The organism is Acidobacteriota bacterium, from assembly GCA_016195325.1.
GTDB lineage: Bacteria > Acidobacteriota > Polarisedimenticolia > JACPZX01 > JACPZX01 > JACPZX01.
This window is the reverse complement of the sequence record JACPZX010000001.1, coordinates 38,295-60,326: the sequence shown is the minus strand read 5'-3', so window position 1 is coordinate 60,326 and position 22,032 is coordinate 38,295. Positions and strand designations below refer to the sequence as shown.

At 68.1% G+C, this 22,032-nt stretch carries 14 protein-coding genes and 1 pseudogene; 6 read left to right on the top strand and 9 right to left on the bottom strand.

Going from position 1 to position 22,032, the window contains the following annotated elements:
* Window positions 1-352, top strand: a 352-nt coding sequence (locus tag HY049_00185) for a hypothetical protein (protein MBI3447326.1), incomplete at its 5' end; no start/stop codon positions are given.
* 98 nt (window positions 353-450) lie between these two features.
* Window positions 451-2,961, top strand: a complete 2,511-nt coding sequence (locus tag HY049_00180) for a hypothetical protein (protein MBI3447325.1) — start codon at window positions 451-453, stop codon at window positions 2,959-2,961.
* Window positions 2,962-2,975: 14 nt separating this feature from the next.
* On the opposite strand, the gene HY049_00175 is transcribed toward HY049_00180, so the two are convergent.
* From HY049_00175 to HY049_00160, 4 genes are all read right to left on the bottom strand, one after another.
* A complete protein-coding gene (locus tag HY049_00175; GenBank protein ID MBI3447324.1) occupies window positions 2,976-5,486 on the bottom strand; it encodes an ABC transporter permease in 2,511 nt (836 codons plus the stop codon).
* A gap of 46 nt (window positions 5,487-5,532) precedes the next feature.
* Window positions 5,533-5,898 carry a hypothetical protein gene (locus HY049_00170; GenBank protein ID MBI3447323.1) on the bottom strand — a complete coding sequence of 122 codons (366 nt, stop codon included), beginning with the start codon at window positions 5,896-5,898 and terminating at the stop codon, window positions 5,533-5,535.
* Window positions 5,899-6,417 carry an NAD(P)H-binding protein gene (locus HY049_00165; protein ID MBI3447322.1) on the bottom strand — a complete coding sequence of 173 codons (519 nt, stop codon included), beginning with the start codon at window positions 6,415-6,417 and terminating at the stop codon, window positions 5,899-5,901.
* 166 nt (window positions 6,418-6,583) lie between these two features.
* On the bottom strand, window positions 6,584-9,031 hold the full coding sequence (locus HY049_00160; protein MBI3447321.1) for a sodium-translocating pyrophosphatase: 2,448 nt from the start codon (window positions 9,029-9,031) through the stop codon (window positions 6,584-6,586).
* Between the two features lie 426 nt (window positions 9,032-9,457).
* On the opposite strand from HY049_00160, the gene HY049_00155 reads away from it, so the two are divergent.
* Both HY049_00155 and HY049_00150 read left to right on the top strand, forming a co-directional pair.
* On the top strand, window positions 9,458-10,951 hold the full coding sequence (locus HY049_00155) for a sulfatase (GenBank protein ID MBI3447320.1): 1,494 nt from the start codon (window positions 9,458-9,460) through the stop codon (window positions 10,949-10,951).
* 244 nt (window positions 10,952-11,195) lie between these two features.
* Window positions 11,196-13,049: pseudogene (locus HY049_00150) on the top strand (alkaline phosphatase D family protein).
* Between the two features lie 29 nt (window positions 13,050-13,078).
* On the opposite strand, the gene HY049_00145 reads toward HY049_00150, so the two are convergent.
* Both HY049_00145 and HY049_00140 read right to left on the bottom strand, forming a co-directional pair.
* Complete coding sequence (locus HY049_00145; protein MBI3447319.1) at window positions 13,079-14,377, bottom strand: glycoside hydrolase family 47 protein; 1,299 nt, start codon at window positions 14,375-14,377, stop codon at window positions 13,079-13,081.
* A 605-nt stretch (window positions 14,378-14,982) separates the two neighbouring features.
* A complete protein-coding gene (locus HY049_00140) occupies window positions 14,983-15,957 on the bottom strand; it encodes an AraC family transcriptional regulator (GenBank protein ID MBI3447318.1) in 975 nt (324 codons plus the stop codon).
* 171 nt (window positions 15,958-16,128) lie between these two features.
* Between HY049_00140 and HY049_00135 the strand changes: the two genes are divergently transcribed.
* Window positions 16,129-17,106 (top strand): aldo/keto reductase, encoded by a 978-nt coding sequence (locus tag HY049_00135; GenBank protein MBI3447317.1) that lies wholly within the window; start codon window positions 16,129-16,131, stop codon window positions 17,104-17,106.
* Between the two features lie 222 nt (window positions 17,107-17,328).
* Here HY049_00135 and HY049_00130 read toward each other — a convergent pair whose 3' ends face one another.
* The 3 genes from HY049_00130 to HY049_00120 are packed head-to-tail and all read right to left on the bottom strand — an operon-like array spanning window position 17,329 to window position 19,417.
* The gene (locus HY049_00130; protein MBI3447316.1) at window positions 17,329-18,042 is read right to left on the bottom strand and encodes an RraA family protein; all 714 of its coding nucleotides are present in this window, start codon (window positions 18,040-18,042) and stop codon (window positions 17,329-17,331) included.
* Complete coding sequence (locus HY049_00125) at window positions 18,042-18,512, bottom strand: Lrp/AsnC family transcriptional regulator (GenBank protein MBI3447315.1); 471 nt, start codon at window positions 18,510-18,512, stop codon at window positions 18,042-18,044. The genes HY049_00130 and HY049_00125 overlap by 1 nt, the downstream gene beginning before the upstream one ends.
* A 17-nt stretch (window positions 18,513-18,529) precedes the next feature.
* Entirely contained in the window at window positions 18,530-19,417 is an 888-nt protein-coding gene (locus tag HY049_00120) for an arginase family protein (protein ID MBI3447314.1), read from the bottom strand.
* 156 nt (window positions 19,418-19,573) lie between these two features.
* Between HY049_00120 and HY049_00115 the strand changes: the two genes are divergently transcribed.
* Window positions 19,574-21,976, top strand: a complete 2,403-nt coding sequence (locus HY049_00115) for a DPP IV N-terminal domain-containing protein (GenBank protein MBI3447313.1) — start codon at window positions 19,574-19,576, stop codon at window positions 21,974-21,976.
* Window positions 21,977-22,032 lie beyond the last annotated feature (56 nt).

The following is a 22,032-nucleotide window of genomic DNA, read 5'->3' as shown; positions in this document are numbered from 1 at the left end:
GATCGGCCTTCTGAACTATGGCTGCGGGCTCGAGGGGGTCGATCACGTGCGCGTCATCCAGGAGGGGAAAGTTCACACCAGCGAGAACGACTGGTCCACCGTCCTCGACGACGCGCCCCGCGGGACCGTCAACACCCTGGGGACGACGGGCGACGGCGACATGGGCCCGGGCGTCTGCGTCACGAACCTCCTGTCCAACGAGAGCTTCAGCATCAACACGGACCCGCAAGATCCTCCACTCGGGAAAGCGTTCTTCTACCTGTACAAGTTCTGCAACGGGGGGCCGAGCTGCTCCTACGGCAAGACCTCGAACGGCCAGGACCGGACGTTCTCGAGCGGGGCGTGTCCTTGACACGACGGAAGCAGCCGGCCGCGTGGTCGTTTGTGAAGAAGCTCAGCGACGTCGTCACGCTGGAGGTGAAGTAGGCGGCGGGGCGAGGGAGGGTTGTCATGATTGGGAGACTGTCCCAGGGATCGAGAACCGCACTCCTGTGCGTCCTGTCGCTGGTGGCCGCGACGACAACGGAGGCCGCCGTCGTCGGGTGGGAGCGGCTCGGTCCCAATCCATCCGGCCGCGAGGGCCACGCCCTCGCCTACGACACCGCGCGCGGACGCGTGGTCATGTTCGGGGGCGTGGACGGCGGCAGGTTCCTTGACGACACGCAGGCGTGGGACGGCGCCGCCTGGGTGGACGTCACGCCGGCCTCGAGCCCGTCTCCCCGCTCCGGCCATGCGATGGCCTACGACAGCGCGCGGGGGCGCGTGGTCCTCTTCGGCGGCACGAACGGCAGCTCGTTCCTCGCCGACACGTGGGAGTGGGACGGCTCCGCGTGGACGGACGTCACCCCTGCGCTGAGCCCATCCCCCCGCTCCGGTCACGCCCTGGCCTACGACAGCGCCCGGGGTCGCGTCGTCCTGTTCGGGGGCGGAATCGTGAGCGGCGGCCTCCTCACGCGCCTCGGCGACACCTGGGAGTGGGACGGCTCCGCGTGGACGGACGTCACCCCTGCGCTGAGCCCGTCGGGCCGCGATGGTTTCGGCCTGACCTACAACAGTGTGGGTGGGCGCACGATCCTGTTCGGAGGCTCCGACGACCTCAGCGGGGTCCATGCCGACACGTGGGAGTGGGACGGCGCCGCCTGGGTGGAGGTCACCCCGGCGCTGAGCCCGTTCGCCCGCGAAGGTGTCGCCTTGGCCTACGACGGCTCGCGGGACCGCGTCGTCCTGTTCGAGAACGCGACCGGCAGCAACGTGGCCCACACGTGGGAGTGGGACGGCGCCGCTTGGGTGAACGTCACCCCCCCGGTCAGTCCGCCGGTCCGCGTCCTGTACGACATGGTCTACGACAGCGCGCGAGGGCGCGTGGTCCTTTTCGGAGGTCGCCGCGGCGCGGCGGGCGCCGACCTCGCCGACACGTGGGAGTGGGATGGCGCCGCATGGAGGGATGTCACGCCCGCGCAGGCGCCGCCCGGTCGCGATGGGCATGGTCTGCTGGCGTACGACAGCGCGCGAGGCCGCGTGGTCCTGTTCGGAGGTCTCAGCGGCAACGGGCTCCTCAACGACACGTGGGAGTGGGACGGTACCGCTTGGGCGAACGTGACGCCTGCACTGAGTCCGCCCGCCCGCGGCTTCCATGCCATGGCCTACGACAGCGCGCGCGGGCGCATCGTCGTGTTCGGAGGCGCTGGCGGCTCCCTCGGCCTCCTTGCCGACACATGGGAGTGGAACGGCGCAGCCTGGGCGAATGTCTCGCCTGCAGTCAGCCCACCCCCCCGCTTCCACATGGACATGGTCTACGACAGCGACCGGGGCCGTGTCGTCCTGTTCGGAGGAAGGGGCCTCCACGGCCAGCTCGCCGATACCTGGGAGTGGGACGGCGCCACGTGGGTCGACGTCACGCCCGCAATCAGTCCGCCCAGCCGGTTCGGCCACGCCATGGCCTACGACAGCGCGCGGCGCCGCGTCGTCCTGTTCGACGGAGAGAGGCAGTTGGCCGACACCTGGGTGTGGGACGGGGCCGCGTGGACGAATGTCACGCCTGCGCTGAGTCCTCCCCCCCGGCTGTACCAGGCCATGGCTTACGACAGCGCGCGGAGCCGCGTGGTCCTCTTCGGGGGCGTGGACAGCACCAACGCCCTAGCCGACACGTGGGAGTGGGACGGCACCGCATGGACGAACGTCACCCCCGCGGTGAGCCCATCCGCCCGCTATCTTCATAGTCTGGCTTACGACAGTGTGCGGGCTCGCGTCGTCCTGTTCGGTGGCTACGGCGGTGGTTTCCGTACCGACACCTGGGAGTACGGCACGCTGACCGAGAGAAGGTGTGACGGCCGGGACGACAACGACGACGGCGGCGTCGATGAGGGATGTGACGACGACGGCGACGGCTACTGCGACGTCTCGATGACCGTCGTCGGATCGCCGGCGGTCTGTCCCCACGGCGGCGGTGACTGCGACGACGCGAACCCCGCCGTGAACCCCGGAGCCGCCGAGATCTGCGACGGCGCCGACAATGACTGCAGCGGAGCGGCCGACGACATCAGCGGCGACGCCGACTCCGACAGCGTCGACGACGCCTGCGACAACTGCCCCGTCACCTACAACCCGTCACAGGTGAACAGCGACGGCAAGGGCGACGGCGGCGACGCCTGCGACATGTCCATTCAATCCCCGCTGAACGGTGCCGGCCTGTGCGGCTTCCCGCCGCCGACGATCCGGTGGTCCACCGAGTCGTACGACAGGTTCCAGGTCCTCGTGTCGTGGGACCCTGGCTTCAAGGAGGGGAAGGGATACGACAGCGGCGAGAAGTTGCTGAAGGTGCCCCACTGGACTCCCTCGTTGAAGGAATGGCAGCGGGGTTGCTCGAAGGCGCAGCCGAAGCTCTACATCAAGGTCTTCGGGAAGATCGCCCGCTCGCCGGTGAAGGAGCTCAGCGACGTCGTCACGCTCGAGGTGAAGTAACCGAAGGGCTCGTTCTACTCCGCGCGGAGCGCGATCATCGGGTCCACGCGCGTCGCGCGGAGCGCGGGGACGAACGAGGCGGCGAGCGAGACGAGGGCCACCAGCGCGACGACGGCGGCGTAAATCAGGGGATCGCGCGGGCTGACGCCGAACAGCACCCCCTGGATGCCGTCGCCCGCGACGCGCACCAGCCCGAGCGTGATCAGGACGCCCAGGAAGACGCCGACTCCGGTGAGAATGGAGCCCTGTCCCAGCACCATGCGGAGGATGCGCCGGCTGTCGGCGCCCAGGGCCATCCGCACCCCCAGCTCCTGGGTCCGCTGGCTGACGGAGAAGGACATGACGCCGTAGATGCCGACGCCGGCCATGATCGTGGCGACCACGCCGAAGATGGCGAACATCGTGGCCACGATGCGGTTCTGGCCCACGAAGCCGTCGAGCTGCCGCTGCGGCGTGTCGACGAAATAGAGCGGCAGGTCGGGATCGACCTTCGCCACCTCCCGGCGAAGCGACGTCGCCAGCGTCTCGGCGCGCAGGCCGCCGCGCGGCTTCACGACGACGGTGGCGAACTGGCTGACGAACGGCTCCGGGCCGGTGGGGCCGAACGCGAGCGAGTAGAACGGCACGTAGAAGCCCGAGTCGTCCACGTTCGGGATGTTGAACGGCGGCATCATCCGCACCGTCCTCACGACGCCGACGATCGTGCGCCACGCACCCGGCTGGAGGTTGCCGTCCACGGTGCGGAAGCGGCGGGCCAGCGGGCTCTCGTTCCCGAAGTGCTTCCGGGCGAAGGCGGCGTTCACGATGGCCACGGGGAGCTTCGTGTCGAGGTCGTCGTCCGCGAACGGGCGCCCCTCGAGCATCGACTGGCCCGTGACGTCGAAGTAGCCGGGGGTGATCTGCTCGAAGTTGGCGTTCGGACGGTCGCTCTTCTCCTTGTACTCCTTCCCCTCGATCTCGATCGGCCCGCTTCCGGAGAAGACCATCCGGAACCTGTTGGTGAGCGCCACCGCCTCGAACTCCGAGTCGGAATGAAGACTCTGCACGAGACGGTCGAAGAAGACCTTCCGCGTCGCCTGCGAGGGGTAGGCCCCGTCCATCAGCCCCATGCGGGCCGACATGAGGCCGCTCGTGTCGTAGCCGTAGTCGATCGTCTGCTGCTTGAGGATGGACTGCGCCTGGAGCAGGGATCCGATCAGCAGGACGCACGTCACGACGACCTGGAGCACCACGAGGCCGCGCATGACCAGCCGCGTCGGACGGCTGGTGCCCGCCCGGCCGCCTTCCTTCATCACCGCGGCGAGGTTCGCGCGCGATCCCATCCAGGCCGGGAGCAGCCCCGAGACCGCCGTCGCGGCGAGCATCGCCCCCACGCTGAACGCCAGCACTCGGCCGTCGATGTCGAAAGTGATCCAGGAGGGGGGCGGGTCGTCGAGGTTGCGGACCGTCTCCGAGAGCAGACCGATGCAGTAGTAGGCGAGGCCGATGCCGAGCACCGCACCCACGGACGTGACCAGCAGGCTCTCGCAGACCATCTGGAGGATGAGGCGGCCCCGACCGGCGCCGAGGGACGAGCGGATGGCCAGCTCGCGGGCCCGCAAAGTCGCCCGGGCGAACTGCATGTTCATCACGTTCACGCACGCGATCAGCAGCAGGCCCACGCAGAAGCCCAGCATCGTGAGCAGGGTGCCCCGGAGCGGAAGCGGCGTGAAGGTCGTGAGCAGGGGCTCCACCAGCCCCGTGTTGAACTGCTTGTTGGTGTCCGGAAACGCCTCCGCGAAGTGCTTCGCGAACGTCGACATCTCGGCGCTCGCCTGCTCAGGCGAGACGCCCTGCCGGAGGAGCGCCAGCACGGCCGGATTGTTGCCCCGCGGGTCGTTGCGCTCGCGCACCGGGAATTCGCTGTAGAGAGGGATCCAGATCTGCTCGTTGACCGGAAACGCGAAACCCTGGGGCATGACGCCGATGATCGTCGCCGGCGTCCCGTTGATGCGGAGGGCCTTGCCGACGATGTTCGGCGCGCCCCCGAAGTCGTGCTGCCAGATCCCGTAGCCGATCAGGGCCACCTTCTCGGCGCCGGGGGCGTTGTCGGCCGGGGCCAGGTCGCGGCCCATCAAGGGCGCGACCCCCAGGATGCGAAAGAAGGCGTCCGTCACGTACGCGCCCGTGTAGCGCACGGGGGTGCCGTCGATCGTCGCGTTGACGGTGGACCCGTTCAGGTACGCGGCCATGAGCTCGAAGGACTTCTGCTGGGGCCGGACGTCCTCGAAGTCCCTCGCCGAGGTCTGGCTGTTCTGTCCGAAGAAGTTCCGGCTGGTCGGATCCACGAAACGGACGCTGGCCAGCCGGGCGGCGTTCGGGAACGAAAAACCGCGCAGCATGACCCCGTTCACGACGCTGAACGTCGTGGTGACGCCGCAGATGCCGAGGGCCAGCACGGTGACGGCCATCGCGCAGAAGGCCTTTTCCCGGAGGAGAACGCGAAAACCGATGCGGAGATCCTGGACGAAGGGGTTGGTGCTCAAGAACGTGGCCCTCGGGTCGATCGCACGGCCGTCTACGTGAATTCGCTCAGAAGGTTTCACCGGCGGCGCGATAGCTCGAAAGGGTCGCGCTGACGGCCTCCTCGAGGGGGGTCTCGACGAACCCCGGGAGGAGCTCGCGACGCCGGGGATCGTCCAGGACCAAGGTGTCCTCGTAGATGTGCCTCAGCTCGGCCAGCTCGTTCAGTCCCTCGTCGCGCCCGCCGAGGTTTCGAAGGAGCCGCCACGGAACCTGGTGCACGCCGAGGCCCGGGTGCCCCGCCCGCCCGGCGATCATCTCCATGAACTCCCGCTGGCGGGGCGCGAGGTAGCCCGCGAAGTGGACGACCTCGTAGGGCTTCAACCGACCCGCGAGATCGAGCAGCTCGACGGCGGCCCGCGCGAGGTCCGGCACCTACGCCCACTGGTGAGGGAGATCGAGATTGCCGAACATGGTCATGGGCTTCCCGGCGGCGGCCCGCGCGAAGATCATGTCGACGACGCTGTTCCGGACCGTGGGGCCGAAGTAGGCCGCGGCGCGCAGGACGAGGACCCTGCACGCTCCGGTTTCGGTCCCGCGCCGGAGCGACTCCTCGAGCTGGACGCGCAGCTCCCCCTTGCGGGAGTTGGGGCTCGGGATGGCGCGCTCGTCGAACGGCGCGGGGCCCGGGGCCCCCAGCCCGAAGATGTTTCCCGGAAAGAGAATGGTGGCCTTCGCCGCGATCGCCGCCGCGATGACGTGATCGGTGACCCGGGGCATGAACGAGGCCCATTGATCGTAGCGGGCATTGACGGCGTGGACGATGGTCCCGCATCCCTCCGCCGCACGCGCGACGACATCGCTGTCACCCGCATCGCCCGCCACGATCTCGAGCGAATCCGCGGCGTGGAGGAGCCGCTGCGCGCGGGCGGGATCTCGGACCAGCGCCCGCACGCTCCGACCCTGCGCGTCAGCTCGAGGACGGCGGCCCGGCCGAAGCCGCCGGTGGCGCCGAGGACGAGCGTCGTCCTGTTCACGAGATGGCCGCCTCGATTCCTGCGATCAGGTCCGGGCTCCCGGCGGGCCCGGGGTCGGGATGAAAACGCCGGGCCATCCCGCGTCAGGCCGACTTCGTGATCCGCATCCCGTAGAAGGAGCGGTGCACGAAGAAGGCGGAGACGGCGAAGAAGGCCGCCGCGAGGACGTGCGTGAGCGTGGTGCTCCCCTGCTGGTAGGTCACGCTCACCGCGAGCTCGACCGCGAGGAGGCCGAAGAGGGTGGTGAACTTGATGACGGGGTTCATGGCGACCGAGGAGGTGTCCTTGAATGGGTCGCCCACCGTGTCCCCCACGACCGTGGCGGCGTGCAGCTCGGTCCCCTTCTCCTTGAGGTCGACCTCGACGATCTTCTTCGCGTTGTCCCACGCGCCGCCCGCGTTGGCCATGAAGATCGCCTGGAAGAGGCCGAAGAGGGCGATGGAGATCAGGTAGCCGATGAAGAAGAACGGCTGGAGGAAGGCGAAGGCGAGCGTGCCGAAGAAGACGCTCATGAAGATGTTGAACATCCCCTTCTGCGCGTACTGCGTGCAGATCTCGACGACCTTCTTCGAGTCGGCCACCGAGGCCCTCGTCGTTCCCTCGAGCTTGATGTTGGCCTTGATGAACTCGACGGCGCGGTAGGCGCCCGTCGAGACCGCCTGCGTCGAGGCGCCGGTGAACCAGTAGATCATGGCGCCGCCCATGATGAGCCCGAGCAGGAACGGCGGGTGCAGCAGCGACAGCTTGTCGATGTTGACCTTGAGCCCGTCCGTGAGGGCGACGATGATCGAGAAGATCATCGTGGTCGCGCCCACGACGGCCGTGCCGATGAGCACGGGCTTCGCCGTCGCCTTGAAGGTGTTCCCCGCGCCGTCGTTCTCCTCGAGGTTGTGCTTGGCCCGCTCGAAGTTCACGTCGACGCCGAAGTCCTTCTTGATCTGGGCCTTCACGCCGGGGATCTGCTCGATCGTCGACAGCTCGTAGACCGACTGCGCGTTGTCGGTCACGGGCCCGTAGGAGTCCACGGCGATGGTCACCGGGCCCATGCCGAGGAACCCGAAGGCGACGAGGCCGAACGCGAAGACCGCCGGGGCGATCGGGAGGATCATCCCGAAGCCCATCGTGCTGATCTCGTAGGCGATCCCCATCAGGGCCAGGATGGCGACGCCGATCCAGTAGGCGCTGAAGTTGCCGGCGACGAACCCCGCGAGGATCGTCAGCGACGCCCCGCCCTCGCGGGCCGAGGAGACGACCTCCCTGACGTGCCCCGAGTTGGTGGAGGTGAAGACCTTGACGAGCTCCGGGATGACCGCTCCGGCCAGAGTGCCGCAGGTGATGACCGAGGAGAGCTTCCACCAGAGGCTGCCATCGCCGAGATCGGGGATCAGCAGGTACGAGGCGACGTAAGTGAGGGCGATGGAGACGAACGACGTGAGCCACACGAGCCGCGTGAGCGGCGCCTCGTAGTCCATCTTGTCGGCCGTCCTGTACTGGGCCTTCGAGAGGGCCTCGTTGATCAGGTAGGAGGCCCCCGACGCGATGACCATCACGATGCGCATCATGAAAATCCAGACGAGGAGTTGGACCTGGATCGTCGGGTTCGCGATCGCGAGAACGATGAACGAGATGAGCGCGACGCCCGTCACGCCGTAGGTCTCGAACCCGTCCGCCGAGGGCCCGACCGAGTCGCCGGCGTTGTCGCCCACGCAGTCGGCGATCACGCCGGGGTTGCGGGCATCGTCCTCCTTGATCTTGAAGACGATCTTCATCAGATCCGCGCCGATGTCGGCGATCTTCGTGAAGATGCCTCCCGCGATGCGCAGCGCCGCGGCGCCGAGCGACTCGCCGATGGCGAACCCGATGAAGCACGATCCGGCGTAATCGCCGGGGATGAACAGGAGGATGAACAGCATCATCAACAGCTCGACGCTGATGAGCAGCATCCCGATGGACATCCCCGCCTTGAGCGGGATCGCGTAGCAGGGGTACGGCTTGCCGCCGAGGCTCGCGAAGGCGGTCCGCGAGTTGGCGAACGTATTGACCCGGATGCCGAACCAGGCCACGCCGAAGCTTCCGCCGATCCCCACGAGGCTGAACAGGAGGATGATCGCGACCTTGAGGGCGGTGAACTGCAGGAGGACGCCGAAGTAGAAGGCGATGATGACGCCGATGAAGAGCTCGAGGATCAGGAGGAACTTCCCCTGCTGGAGGAGGTACGTCTTGCAGGTCTCGTAGATCAGCTCGGAGATCTCGCGCATCGACGCGTGGACCGGGAGGTTCTTGAGCTGGTTGTAGATCACCATCCCGAAGGCCAGCCCGAGCGCGCAGACGACGAGGCCGGACAGGAGGAGCGTGTGCCCGTCGATCCCGCCGAGGAACCTGACCTGGCTGAGGTCGGGAAGGACGAGATTGGCCTCGCCCCCGGGCTTGTGCCCCGCGGCGCCCTCCGCGGCGAGCGCCGGGGAGACCGAGGAGATGGCGAGAAGGACGACCGCCGCCGCGAGCAGAGCGGGAGTAACTGAGAACTTCATGCTGACCTCACAGATTGTGTTGTGGGGTTGGCCGCCTGCGAATCTGCAGACGCTTCAGCACCCGTTAACCGTCGGGAGGCCGCGGAGTATATAACAAGGATGGGGGAGGCTTGTCGAACGGGGGCGAGGGTACCCACGCTCCGGCGGAGCGTGCAAGCGTCGCGAATCGTGGCGGCCGGCTCATCGGTTCCCTGAGCCTGTCCGAATCTGATCGAGGATCCGACGTTCGTCCCGGAGGTGCAGATGGTCCTCGCGTGCAGGTCGATGCCGCAGTAGAAGGGGTGCCGGCTGGTGTAAGCTCGCATCGGCTTTCCTGCTGTGAGGGCGCTGATTTAGGCGAGCGTCCAGCCTGACCGCGTTCGGACAGGCCCGGGTGGCCCGGTGGGCAGCGATGATGGGCCGGCGTGCGGCCGTGGAAGGGGCGCCATGAAGGGAGGCTGGGCGACGGCGTTCGCGGGGCTCGTCCTCGCGATCGTCTCGTTCCACGAGGCGCGCGCCCTCCCGGCCGAAGGCGATCTCGTCTGCGGCGATCTGGCGATGGCGGGCGCCCCGAAGGGGACGAACGTCCTCCTGATCGTCAACGACGCGACGCGACGCGATCGCGTCGGCGCCTACGGCGGACCCGCGGGAACGCCCGCGTTCGACGCGTTCGCCTCGAAGGGCCTCCTGTTCGATCAGGCGTTCACGCAGGCGCCGTGGACGAGCCCGTCGATCTCCACCCTGTTCACGTCGCTCTACCCGTCGCAGCACCGCGTTCAATCGAACCCGAAGGCGAGGTCGCGTCTCGCCCCGAGCCTGAGCGAGCCCCTCCCGCGGATCGACGTCCTGGCGCCGGGGCTGACGACCCTCGCCGAGGTCCTGAAGGCGTCCGGGTACAGGACCGCGGCGTTCGTGGGAAACCCGTGGCTCCAGAGCCGCTTCGGCTTCGATCAGGGGTTCGATGTCTACGACGACTCGTTCGCGTCGTGGGAGGTCAAGGGCGACGTCGTCGTGAAAGCGGCGCTCAAATGGATCGAGGCCCTCGATCCGAACGACAGGTGGTTCGTCTATGTCCACCTCATGGACGCGCACCGTCCCTACGCGCGGCTCGCCCCGGAGGCGATCGCGGCCCGGGCGGAGGCCCTCGCCCGGGACACGCGCCCGCTGACCCCACGCGAGGTGGCCACGATCTCGCAGCTGATCCGGCTCACGGATGGACGCCCCGCGGTGGAGGCCGGCATCCCTCCGTCGATCGCCCTCCTCGAGATGAGCTACGACCGGGGGGTGAGCGAGTTCGACGCCGCGTTCTCGGGGCTCATCGAGAAGATCGACGGATCCCCGTCCCGTGACCGGACGGCCGTCATCGTGACCGCCGATCACGGCGAGGCGCTCTTCGCGCGCGGGTACGATAACCACGGCGAGGGTCTCTACGACGACGAGCTGTCGATCCCGTTCGCGGCGAGGCTCCCCGGCGTGACGGCGACGGCCCCGAGGGTCGCGTGCCCGATCGGCCTGATCGACGTGATGCCGACGCTCTGCACCTACCTCGGCGTCCCCTGCCCGAAGCCGGTCTTCGGCACGAGCATCCTCGAGAAGGCGTCGGCGCGCCCCGCGGCGAGGGACCGACTCATCGTCTCGGAGGCGGTGATGTTCAAGCCGAAAAACCGCGCGATCCGGGATCGATCCTACAAGCTCCTCTGGCAGCCGCAGCGCGGGCCCGACGGCCGGGGCGACGCCATGTTCGACATGACGACAGATCCCGGCGAGCTGCGCGACCTTCTCGACCCGGCGTACCGCACCGAGGCGTCGTCGCGGATTTTCGAACGCCTGTCGAAGGCGATCGCGGGCGCCGTCCCTCCGTTCACGCCGCCCGAGAAGGTGACGGTGCCCCTCGATCCGGAGCTCGAGCGGCGCCTGCGCTCGCTCGGCTACATCCAGTAGCGGCGGGGTCGCGCGTCCGTCGGCCTCCGCGATGCGGTGCTCGGCTTTCGACCGGATCCCTCGCCAGCGATTCCACGCTCAGGGGCGCGTGAGGATCGACCAACCGCGTCACGGCGCCCTTCTCGCGCAGAGGTGGATCAGGGATCGCCGAGACGGCCGGCGTCCTTCGGGGAGCATGATTTTGACAGCAACATCAACACGGTCGAGCGCGTCATGGGCGTCGTTCCGCGGGCCCGACGGGGACATGGGATCAAATCGACCGCCAAAGGTGGGAATCAGCCGGCGGGAGTTCTGCGTGGCCGCCGCCGCGCTCGGCGCCTCGCTGGCCTGGGGCGGCGACGAGGCGCGGCCGGCGCGCGTTCGATGGCGTGAGCGTCGCGACCTGTTTCCGGAAGGGGTCGCGTCGGGCGATCCGCAGGCCGACAGCGTGCTGCTCTGGACGCGCTATCCCGGAGGCGACGGCGCGAAAGAGGCACGGCTGACGCTCGAGGTGTCGGAGGACGCGGCCTTCGAGCGCGTGGTGGCGACGGCGCACGCCACGGTCGGCCCCGCGTCGGATTGGACGTGCCGCGTCCTCGCCGGGGGATTGAAGCCGGCGCGCGAGTACTGGTACCGCTTCACGGACGACGCGGGGATGGGAAGCCGCATTGGACGCACCCTCACGGCACCCGGCCCCGACGACCCGCGTCCGGTGCGCTTCGCGTTCGTCAGCTGTCAGAACGTCAATCAGGGCGCGCAGCACGCCGACCGCCGGATGATCTACGAGGACGAGAAGGCGCCGGAGGCGGACCGCCTCTTCTTCGTGCTCCATCTGGGTGACTTCATCTACGAGATCGTCTGGTATCCGGAGGACCGGCCGCAGGGGATGTACGACCGCCGTCTGCGCGACGTCGTGCGCTACGCGAGCGGGGAAAAGGTGGCCGACTTCCACGTCCCGACGACGGTCGACGACTATCGCGCCGTCTACCGGGCGTACCTGCACGATCCCGACCTGCAGGATGCGCGGGCCCGCTGGCCGTTCGTCGCGATGTGGGACAACCACGAGTTCTCCTGGCTCGGCTGGCAGTCGCTGCTGCAGTTCGGGGAGGAGACGCGGCCGGCGCAGACGCGCAAGGTCGCGGCGAACCAGGCGTGGTTCGAGTACCAGCCCGCGCGCGTCAAGAAGCCGGGCGGCGCGACGCTCGAGCACTTCGACCCCCCGCGCGTCGTGGACGCTCCGATCACGCGCTTCGATGCGAATGGCTGGGCCAGGAGCCGAACAATCTCGCCGCCATCGCCAGCCTCACCGGATACCGCGCCCTGCGCTGGGGCCGCTACGTGGAGCTCATCATCACCGATCAGCGCAGCTATCGATCGAAGGAGCCGACCGGTCGTGCCGAGGCCGAGGCCCTGTCGAGCCCCGACTTCCCGAACTTCATGCCGCAGGAGGCCCAGGAGATCCTGGACGCCGGACGCGCGTACGCCGGCGGGCACGCGCCGCCGACCCTTCGCTTCGGCGAGGCCGAGGTGCCGAACTTCCGGAAGGACGATCCGCCGCAGACGATTCTGGGCGCCGAGCAGAAGGCATGGTTCCTGGATCGGCTGCGCTCGTCGAAGACGACGTGGAAGATCTGGGCCAACTCCCTCGGCACGCTCGACTGGCGCGCCGATCCGCAGAATCTGCCGCAGGGGCTCACCAGGCCGTGGCCGGGTGCGGGATACGCCGGATTCGGCGGCGGCGATCACGGCGGCGCCTACGTGGAGCGCTCCGAGATCTACGATCTCGTCCGGGAGGCGGGCATCACCGGTTTCGCCACCGTGTCCGGCGATCGGCACAGCTTCTGGGCCGGCTACGCGGCCAGGGCTTTGCCGCCGGAGAAATTCGAGCCGGTGGGGGTCGCCTTCATCACGGGCTCCATCTCGGCGCCGGGCCTGCGTCGCGGACGATTCGATCGAGAGCGAGTTCGTGTGCATCCCTCGCCCGCTCGAGCGCTCCGAGGATCCCAACGGCGGGCCGCTGCGCTATCGCGTCGTGCATCGGGCGCGTCTATGGGCGAAGGGGGAGCGCCCACGCCTTGATAGGCGGATCGTCGAGGGGGATCCGGAGCTCTCGATCTAGCGGGGTGAGGTCGGCGGGAGTCGAACCCGCTACCAGGTTTTTCGGAGGGGATGCGCTTCCGTGTTGAAGACGACGCGGTCGAAGTCGAGTGCCTTCGGATCGAAGAGGAGGTAGAGGTACTTCAGGGTCTCGGCCAGGAAGTAGCTCGGCTGCTCGTCCCCCTTCTCCATCGTGACGACGCTTTTCAGTACCGTGTAGCCGGCGTCCACGCGGCACCGCGCTCTGAGTGCGTCGAAGAACGTCCGGCCCATCGTCACGTAGCGGTCGTCGCCGATGAGCCGGTGGAGATAGTAGGCCGATTCGACGATCTCGGGCCGGAGCTGGTATCCCGGCGACAGGACCGCCATCGTCCGGTAATCGATCTCCTCCGGCTCGATGCCGTGCAGACTCCACATCCTGAATCCGGAATCCTGCAGCCGGCGCGCGCGGTCGAGATCCCCGCCGAGGGCGAGGACGGCAGGCCAGAAGGCCTGGAGGGCGCCGTAGGTGCTCGCCGTCGATCGCCCGGTGGCCATCTCCGACACGCCGTACCAGAGCCCGCCGTTCGGATCGTCGTGGGCCAGGTAGCGGTTGACCGCCCCGACGCTGGTCCGCCACATCGCCCCGCACTCCGGATCGCCGAACAGGCGCTCGCACTTCAGCAGATACTCGTAGTAGGAATCGATGCCGCCGCCGACGTGGCTGAAGGTGCCCAACCACTTTCCGCTCACGACGTCGATCTCCTCCCCGACGAGGCCGGTCTCAGGCGCTCTCCTTTCGTAGAGGGCCACGAGGGCTCTCTTCGCCCTGTCGAAGAAGACCGGCCGGCCCGTCAGCTTCGACAGCGTGCCGAACTCGAGGATGAGCGTGCCGATCTCGGCGGGATTGCTCCGCGATCCGCGGACCTTGCCCGACCTGAGGTTGACGTACATGTAGGGCATGCCGGTGGGTGAGTCGAACACGGGAAGGAGCCGGTTCCCCAGGTCCTCGGCGAGCGCGAGAAGCCGGCGGTCGCCGCTCAGCTGGTAGGCGGACAGCAGCCCGCCGAGCTCTCGAATCGTGATCTCGAAGTTCTTGACCTCGATGTCGAGATCGAAGGAGAGATGCCGGGCCAGCAACTCGCGGGTCGCCGCCGACTCGTCGGTGAGGCCCATCAGCATCATCGTGTCGAGGGCGTCGACGGGGGTCATGTACAGCGTGTGCGCGTACCAGTCGCGGCCCGAGCGGCTCACCGGCCGCAATTCGTCATGGCCCCGGGCGAACCGCTCGTAGCCGTTCCAGGCTCGGACGAACTCCTTCCGCACCTCGGCCGCGAGAAGCGGTGAGGGCGGCGGCGAGGCCGCCGCCATGGTGAGGAGAATGACGGTGAGCAACGGCGGCCCCGATGCGTTTCAGGTCAGGGAGCCGGACACTCCGGACAGAACGCGTAGGACCTCGCGCAGTAGGCGAAGGTGCCGTTGCAATTCCGGCAGCACACGGGCGTCGTACCACGGCATCCGCACGTGCCCCCGGCCTCGACGGCCGGCCCGCGGTGGGCGGCGGCGGGCGCCGAGACTCCGAATGCGAGGACCGCGACGAGAACGAACAGAGCGGCGACGATGAACCTGGACATGTTCCGCCTCCTTCGCCGATGAGTCGGTGATCCGCCGGAGTTGAGTGTCACCGCGGCGTGCACTCCGGCGAGAGATCCCGAATCGGCGGGCGATTCTATCACGGTCGAGACCGGGTCGAGACGCCACCGTGCGGTGGGCGCGGCGGGAGTCGAACGCGCGCCGCCTCGAAATGCTCACTGGTTGATGGCGCGCGACTTTCGTCGCAACGCGTTGAAAACTCGTTGCCTTGTGGCTGATTCGTTGTGCTCTGGAGTGCTCTGATGTGCTCTGGAGTGCTATCCAGTCTTGGAGACATGTTGGAAACGGGCCGTGGCGGAGGTCTGGCGAACCTTCGGCGTCGGTCACGACGGGTGTCGTCGAGCGCGCAGGTGGCTGGGCCCCCGGCCGGCGGCGGCAACCGGGCCGAGCCGCATGCGCGCGATATCGCGCTGAGGCGGCGCGCCAAACAGGCGGCGATACTCGCGGCTGAACTGCGAAGCGCTTTCATACCCCACACCCACCGCGGCGCTCCCCGCGTCGAGGTTCTCGTTCAGCATCAATTGCCGCGCTTCCTGTAGACGCAATTGCTTCTGGTACTGCAACGGGCTCACGCCCGTGAGGGCGCGGAAGTGTTGCCGGAAGGTCGATGGGCTCATGTGCGCGCGATCCGCCAGATCGTCGCCGTGCAGCCCGTGCACGAAATTCTGCTTGAGCCAGGCGACGACTTTCGCAATTTGCCGGGTCGGGGATCCGGCGGTGGCAAGGTGCCGAAGTTGCGGGCCGTGCGGACCGGTTAGCAGGCGGATGGTTATTTCCTGCTGGATCAGCGGCGCCAGGCGGGGGACCAGTGCTGGCTCGTCCAGCAGTTTGATGAGCCGGACGAGAGCATCGAGCAAGGCGGCGTCGAGTGCTTCGAACGAGATCGACCGATAGGTGGCCCCCTCTCGCCGAGCTCGGAGCTCGACCATTTCGGACGACAACTGCACTATAGAACGCACGTCCAACGTCAGCATCATGCCAAGAAACGGTTCAGCGGCACTGGCCCGAGTGACATGCGAGACGACAGGGAGATCGATGGTCGTCAGCATGGATTGCCCAGGGCCGTAGTCGATCGACTCACGTCCGAGCAGAACCTGCTTGTCGCCCTGCGCGACGACGCCGAGACCCAGGTTGTAAATGCAGTGCAAGGGTTCCGTTGGCGCCTTGCGGCGATGCAGCGTGAGTCCAGGAATGGCGGTGTTGTGGTCGCCGTCGGTTTGGGCAAGGTGCCCGATAGCATGAGCCAGAGCGCTCCTCGCCGTAGTCCCCGAACTATGTGGTTCCAGTTGCTTTGGCATGAGGGATCTCCAGCTTGTGCCTGTGTCAAGAGAGTCTAGCATCAGACTTGGCCGCGCATCCTCGTTTCCACCAACAAGACGTCATTTTAGGCAACGAACTCGGTGGATCTGGCAAACCGCCTTGCGGGCTATTCAGCTACATTGGAGGCACCATAAGGCACAGGAGACACCATGAAGCACATTTCGATCGGCGGACTTGACGTCTCTCGCATAGGACTCGGCGCCATGTCGATGTCGGGCTACTACAACATCGGCGCCGGCAGCGACGCCGAGTCAGTTCGCACGATCCACCGGGGGCTGGACCTTGGCGTCACCCACCTCGATACCGCCGAGATCTACGGTCCCTACACCAACGAGGAACTCGTCGGCCGGGCGATCAAGGACCGCCGCAACCAGGTGGTGTTGGCCACGAAGTTCGGCATCGTCTCGCACTCCGGCGGAGGCCCCGGCGTCCTCGACAGCTACCCTGCGAACATCCGCGTCGCAGTCGAGGGTTCACTCAAGCGGCTGGGCACCGACCACATCGACCTGTACTACCAGCACCGGGTCGACCCGAAGACGCCCATCGAGGACACCGTCGGTGCTTTGGCCGAACTCGTGGCCGAGGGCAAGGTCCGCTACATCGGGTTGTCGGAGGCGGGCCCCGCCACAATCCGCCGCGCCCACGCTGTGCATCCGATCGCCGCGCTGCAGACCGAGTACTCCCTGTGGACCCGTGACCCGGAGGCCGAGCTGCTACCGCTGCTGCGCGAGTTAAGGATCGGATTCGTTCCCTACTCGCCGCTCGGCCACGGCTTCCTCACTGGTGACATCCGCTCGCAAGAGCAGCTCGCTGACGACGACTGGCGCAAGACGAACCCGCGCTTCACCGGCGAGAACTTCACGCGCAATCTGCGCATCGTCGAGGAGGTCCAAGCCGTTGCCGCCGAGGCACAAGCAACACCAGCACAAATCGCTCTGGCGTGGCTGCTCGCGCAGGGCGGCGACATCGCTCCAATCCCCGGCACCAAGCGGGTCGCCCGCGTCGAGGAGAACACAGCCGCGGACCGCATCGAATTGAGCGCCGAGCAGGTCGAACGGCTGAACAACCTCACGCCGGCCGCCGGCGAGCGCCACGACGAAGGGAACATGGCCGTCATCGACCGCTAACCACGCAACAGCCCGAGCCGCCGGCGGGAGACATCTATGTCTATCGAGGTGGATGGGACCTCGGCATGCAACCCCGGCTTCTGCGCTCCCGTCGAAGCCGTTTCGCCCCCGTGAGCCCTACATATATATACGCGTCGCACCCGGGGAGACGGTTGTTGCGGGATCCGTAGCCTGCGCCGGCGGGAGAGTCAAAGGCGACGCCCCCGGGGCGCCCGTCGGAAACTATTCCTCGATCGCGCCGCCGATGCCGCGGAGGTGCCGCCGGAAGGTGTACGAAGGATCGGCGCGACGCTTTTCCAGGTACTCGTCGAAGCGGAGCTGCCGGCGCAGCGAATGGCCGCTCTCGATGAGCTCCGCCTGCTTGCGCTCGATCCGGCTTATCTCGACGGCCCTGGCCATCAACTCCGTCAGCCGCTCGCTCGAGGTGAAGATCACTCCATCCGAGTCCGCGAACACGCAGTCGCCGGCCCCGACCGAGAAGCTGCAGAACGGGACGTCGGACGGGTCGGATGGCGCCACGCGCACGCCGCGCGGGCCGGCGGGCTGGACGCCGTAGCTGAATACGGGCAGCCCGATCCGGACGAGCTCATCGGAGTCGCGGTGGCATCCCCAGACGACGACCCCGGCCAGTCCGGCGCCCCTCGCCTCCAGCACCGTGAGATCCCCGATGCACCCCTCGTCGGTTCGTCCCTGGTTGTCGATCACGAGCACCTCGCCAGGCGAGGCCCGATGGCATGCCTCCAGGAACACGTCCACGCTGCCGTGATGTCGGACGGGGAGGACCGGTCCGGCGAGTTTCTGCCCGCGCACCACCGGCGCGATTCCGGGACTTGCGATGCGGAAGTCGATCCTGAGGCGCATGCAGGCGTCCGCAATCGCGGGAGTGGACAAACCGGCGAACGCCGCGAACGGGCCGCCGAACGATGGGCTCTTCATCACTTTTCCTTTCGCGTGGGAGGCAGCGGCACCTTGCCGGTCTCCTTGACTGTCTGGAGCACGATGGTGGTCCGGGTGGCGCGCACGGATGCGATCGTCCCGACTCTCTCCCGCAACAGCCGCCCGAGGTCACCCGGGTCCGCCACCTTGACCTTGACCAGGTAGCAGTCCTCACCGGCGACCTGGTGCACTTCCTGCACCTCGGGCAGCCGGGCGAGCCGGGCGCCGACGTCCAGGCTCCCGACGCGCTCATCGGCTGTCACGAAGACGAAGGCCGTGAGCCCGCAACCGACCGCCGTCGGGTCGATGCGCGCCTCGTGGCTCAGGATCGTCCCCTGGCTCTGAAGCTTGCGGACACGTTGAAAGATGGCCGACGGAACGAGGCCCACTTTCCGCGCAATCTCCGCGTTCGACGTCCGCGCATCGCCCTGGAGCAGGGCCAGGATCTTCAGATCGGTGGCGTCGAGGATCGGCGCGGCGGGCTTTTTCATCCGCGCGCCTCCCGCCTCGCGCCGAGGGTGTCGGCGAGGCGAACGACCAGCTCTCGCGCCAGAGACCCGTCCGGATCCCGTTCGGCGTTGAACTCCGTGACCACGATCGCGGCGCAACGGGCGTCGCCGACGAACGCCCGGAGCGCCGCGAACGCGGAATCCGGGGCGAGTCCGCCGGGATGAGGCACGTCCGCCGCGGCGAACTCCATGACATCCACGTCGAAGTGGGCGACGATTCCGTCGCATCGTCGCGTGAGGAGCCCGAGCGCCTCGGCGGCCGCTCCCGCGGCGTCCTCCCGCACCCGCGCGAGCGGATACTTCAGCATGGAAGAGCGGCCCAGCGCGTCCTGCTCCGCCGGGTCGATCCAGCCCGACTCCACGTTGTACCCGAACATGGCGATCTTCTCCTCCGGGAGCATCGGCATGCGCCGACCGACACTCGCAAGCTCCGCCGCGCCTCGGCCGAGGACGTGCGCCATCACCATCCCGTCGAGAATTCCCGAAGAGGTGGTCGCCGGCGTGTTCAGGTCGACGTCTCCGTCGAAGTACACGAGCCCGAGGCCGGGGCGCCGCTCGAGAAGGCCGGCGAGGACGCCCAGCGTGATCGTGCAGTCGCCGCCCAGGACCAACAGGAGTGCGCGATCCAACGGAGCCCGGCCGACATGGACGGCCACCTGCCGCGCCACGCGGCAGACCTCCCGAAGGTTTTGCTCCCGGGGGTGCTCGGCGTCCGGACGGTACGCCGACTCGGGAAGGTCGCCCCAATCTGCGACCTCGAGACCCTTCGCGCGGAGCCGCTCGAGCAGGCCCGCCGCCCGGAAGGCTTTCGGGGCCCGCTCCTGCCCGGTCCGGCGGGCCCCGGCGCTGGACGGGACGCCGATCACGGCAACGCCTTCTCGATGGCGATTGGTCGTTGGGAGTCTCATGTATGAGATGATACGACACGTGAAGTGACGATACAACGAATGAACGTGACATACGCCCGCCGGACGGCGCCTGATAGAATCGGCCCGCGCCTTCCCCCTTTTCCTGGAGCCACGATGATCCTCGACCGAAGCCGCTCGAACCCGGCCCTTCTCGCCGCGCTTCTCGCGGCGTCCCTCCTCCCCTCCTTCGCCGCCAGCGCCGAATCGCCGTCAGCTCCCGGCGAGCAGAAGAAGATCACGCTCGACTCGATCTACAGGAAGAAGGAGCTCGGGATCGAGGACCCGATGGAGTTCCTCCCGCAGAGGCTCGCGTGGTCGCCGATGGGGCACCTCCTCGCGTTCCTCCAGAAGACGCACGCGCACGGCAGGGTGCTCGTCGTCGTCGATCCCGATCGCCCCGGCGCGCGCGACGTGGTGACCGCCGCCCAGGTCCGCGAGGCGGTGAAGGGGCTCGAGCAGGCGAAGGAGGGGGTCCCGCTCCCCTCGCCCATCGCGTACGCCGACGCGATCGCGGCGAGGAAGGCGGTCGCGCCGGCGAGCGGGACGAAAGCAGCCGGCATTGAAGCGAAGGCCGACGCGAAGAAGACCGGCGAGGAAGAGGACGAGCCGATCGCCTCGTTCTCCTGGCTCCGCAAGGAGAGCGTCATCCGTCTCGAGGTGGACGGCAAGCGCGTGCGCTTCGATCCCGCCGCAGGCCGCATCCTCCCCGATCCCGACCCGGTCCTCCCCGCGGGGGAGAAGCGCAACCTCGAGCGCTCCAGAGACGATCGCTTCGCCGCCTACACGCGCGCCAACGACCTCTACGTCTTCGACGTCGAGAGTGCGCGGGAGATCCGCCTGACCGACACCGGAACGGAGACGCTCCTCAACGGCGTCTTCCCATGGGTCTACTGGGAGGAGTTCATGTGGCGGCGGACGTACCGCGCGTTCGAGTGGCGCCCCGCCGGCGACATGATCGCCTATCTCCAGTTCGACGAGTCGTCGGTCGGCACCTACCCCATCACCGACTTCTCGCCCGTCGTCCCGAAGACGACCCTCCAGCGCTACCCGGAGGTCGGCACGCCGAACCCGTCGGTGCGGCTCGGCCTCGTGAGCCTTTCGAGCCGCGAGACGCGCTGGGTCGATCTCGGCGAGCCGCACGAGTACGTCGTCTTCATGGCGTGGACCCCCGACGGCTCGGCCCTCACCGTCCAGACGCTGAACCGGCGCCAGAACCGCCTCCGCCTCTACGCGGTCGACCCGGTCACCGCGCGAGGGGAGGTCCTGATCGAGGAGAAGAGCGGGACGTGGGTCGAATCGTACGAGCCCCCCCGCTTCCTGGGAGGCTCGGGCGACTTCCTCTGGATCTCGGAGCGCACCGGCTTCCGGCACCTCTACGTCTCCTCGGAGCGGGGGAAGAAGCTCCGGGCTCTGACGCACGGCGACTGGGACGTCGAGGCGCCGGGGTTCGGGGGCCGGGCGGTCGCGGTCGACGAAGAGGGGAAAGGGATCTACTTCGTCACCACCGAGCCCTCCCCGATCGAGCGGCACGTCGCGTGGATTGCACTCGCGGGGGGCGAGGCGCGGCGGCTCACACGCGAGCCGGGGTGGCACTCCCTCCACGCCTCCGCCGACGGAAGGTATTGGGTGGACCGCTGGAACAGCGAGACCGTCCCGACGCGCATCGACCTCCGCGGCCGCGACGGCGCCGAGGTCGCGCGCCTCGCCGAGGTCACCCCCGCCGACTTCGCCCCTTACCAGTTCGGCCGGCGCGAGCCGATGACGATCCGGGGTGAAAACGGCGCGATCTTCCACGCCAGCCTCCTGAAGCCCGCCGACTTCGATCCGGCGCGGCGCTACCCCGTCATCGCCCACGTTTACGGTGAGCCATGCTGCCAGACGGTGACGCGAACCTGGGTCCCGGAGTGGGAGATGGTCCTCGTCAACAACGGTTTTCTCGTCTTCGGCTTCGACGGCCGGGGAACGCCGGGGCGCGGGCGCGCGTGGGTCGATCCGACGTACGGCGACCAGACGACCCTCCCCGTCGAGGACTGGAAGGCGGCCGTCGCGCAGTTGAAGTCGCTCCCGTACGTCGACGGCGATCGCCTCGGCGTCTGGGGATGGAGCGGCGGCGGCACGATGACGCTCAACCTGATGCTTCGCGCCCCTGGTCTATTCCAGGCGGGGGCCGCGGTGGCCGCGGTGACCGACAAGCGCCTCTACGACAGCGTCTACACCGAGCGGTACCTCGGCGTCCTGCCGGCCGACGAGGAGGCCTACAGGAGAAGCTCCCCGCTCGAGGCCGCGAAGGACCTCCAGGGAAAGCTCCTCATCGCCCACGGCGTCAGCGACGACAACGTCCACGTCCAGAACGCCTACAACCTCGTCACCGCCCTGACACGCGCCGGCAAGCCGTACGAGCTCTACCTCTACCCCCAGAAGGACCACCGCATCGCCGGCGACGACGAACAACACCATCTCTTCAGCCGGATCCTCGCCTTCTTCCGCGAGGCGCTCGCGCCGACGCCGGGCAAGTAGGGGCGACCGTCGTCGCGACGTTGAGGGCGCGCGCCGCATTCGATCTGAGCGGTGGA

Bases quoted from the DNA above. Each gene is read 5' to 3' on its own strand.
- HY049_00180 (MBI3447325.1), top strand. From the start codon at position 451: ATGATTGGGAGACTGTCCCAGGGATCGAGAACCGCACTCCTGTGCGTC.
- HY049_00160 (MBI3447321.1), bottom strand. From the start codon at position 9,031: ATGAAGTTCTCAGTTACTCCCGCTCTGCTCGCGGCGGCGGTCGTCCTT.
- HY049_00155 (MBI3447320.1), top strand. From the start codon at position 9,458: ATGAAGGGAGGCTGGGCGACGGCGTTCGCGGGGCTCGTCCTCGCGATC.
- HY049_00145 (MBI3447319.1), bottom strand. From the start codon at position 14,377: ATGGCGGCGGCCTCGCCGCCGCCCTCACCGCTTCTCGCGGCCGAGGTG.
- HY049_00140 (MBI3447318.1), bottom strand. From the start codon at position 15,957: ATGCCAAAGCAACTGGAACCACATAGTTCGGGGACTACGGCGAGGAGC.
- HY049_00135 (MBI3447317.1), top strand. From the start codon at position 16,129: ATGAAGCACATTTCGATCGGCGGACTTGACGTCTCTCGCATAGGACTC.
- HY049_00130 (MBI3447316.1), bottom strand. From the start codon at position 18,042: ATGAAGAGCCCATCGTTCGGCGGCCCGTTCGCGGCGTTCGCCGGTTTG.
- HY049_00115 (MBI3447313.1), top strand. From the start codon at position 19,574: ATGATCCTCGACCGAAGCCGCTCGAACCCGGCCCTTCTCGCCGCGCTT.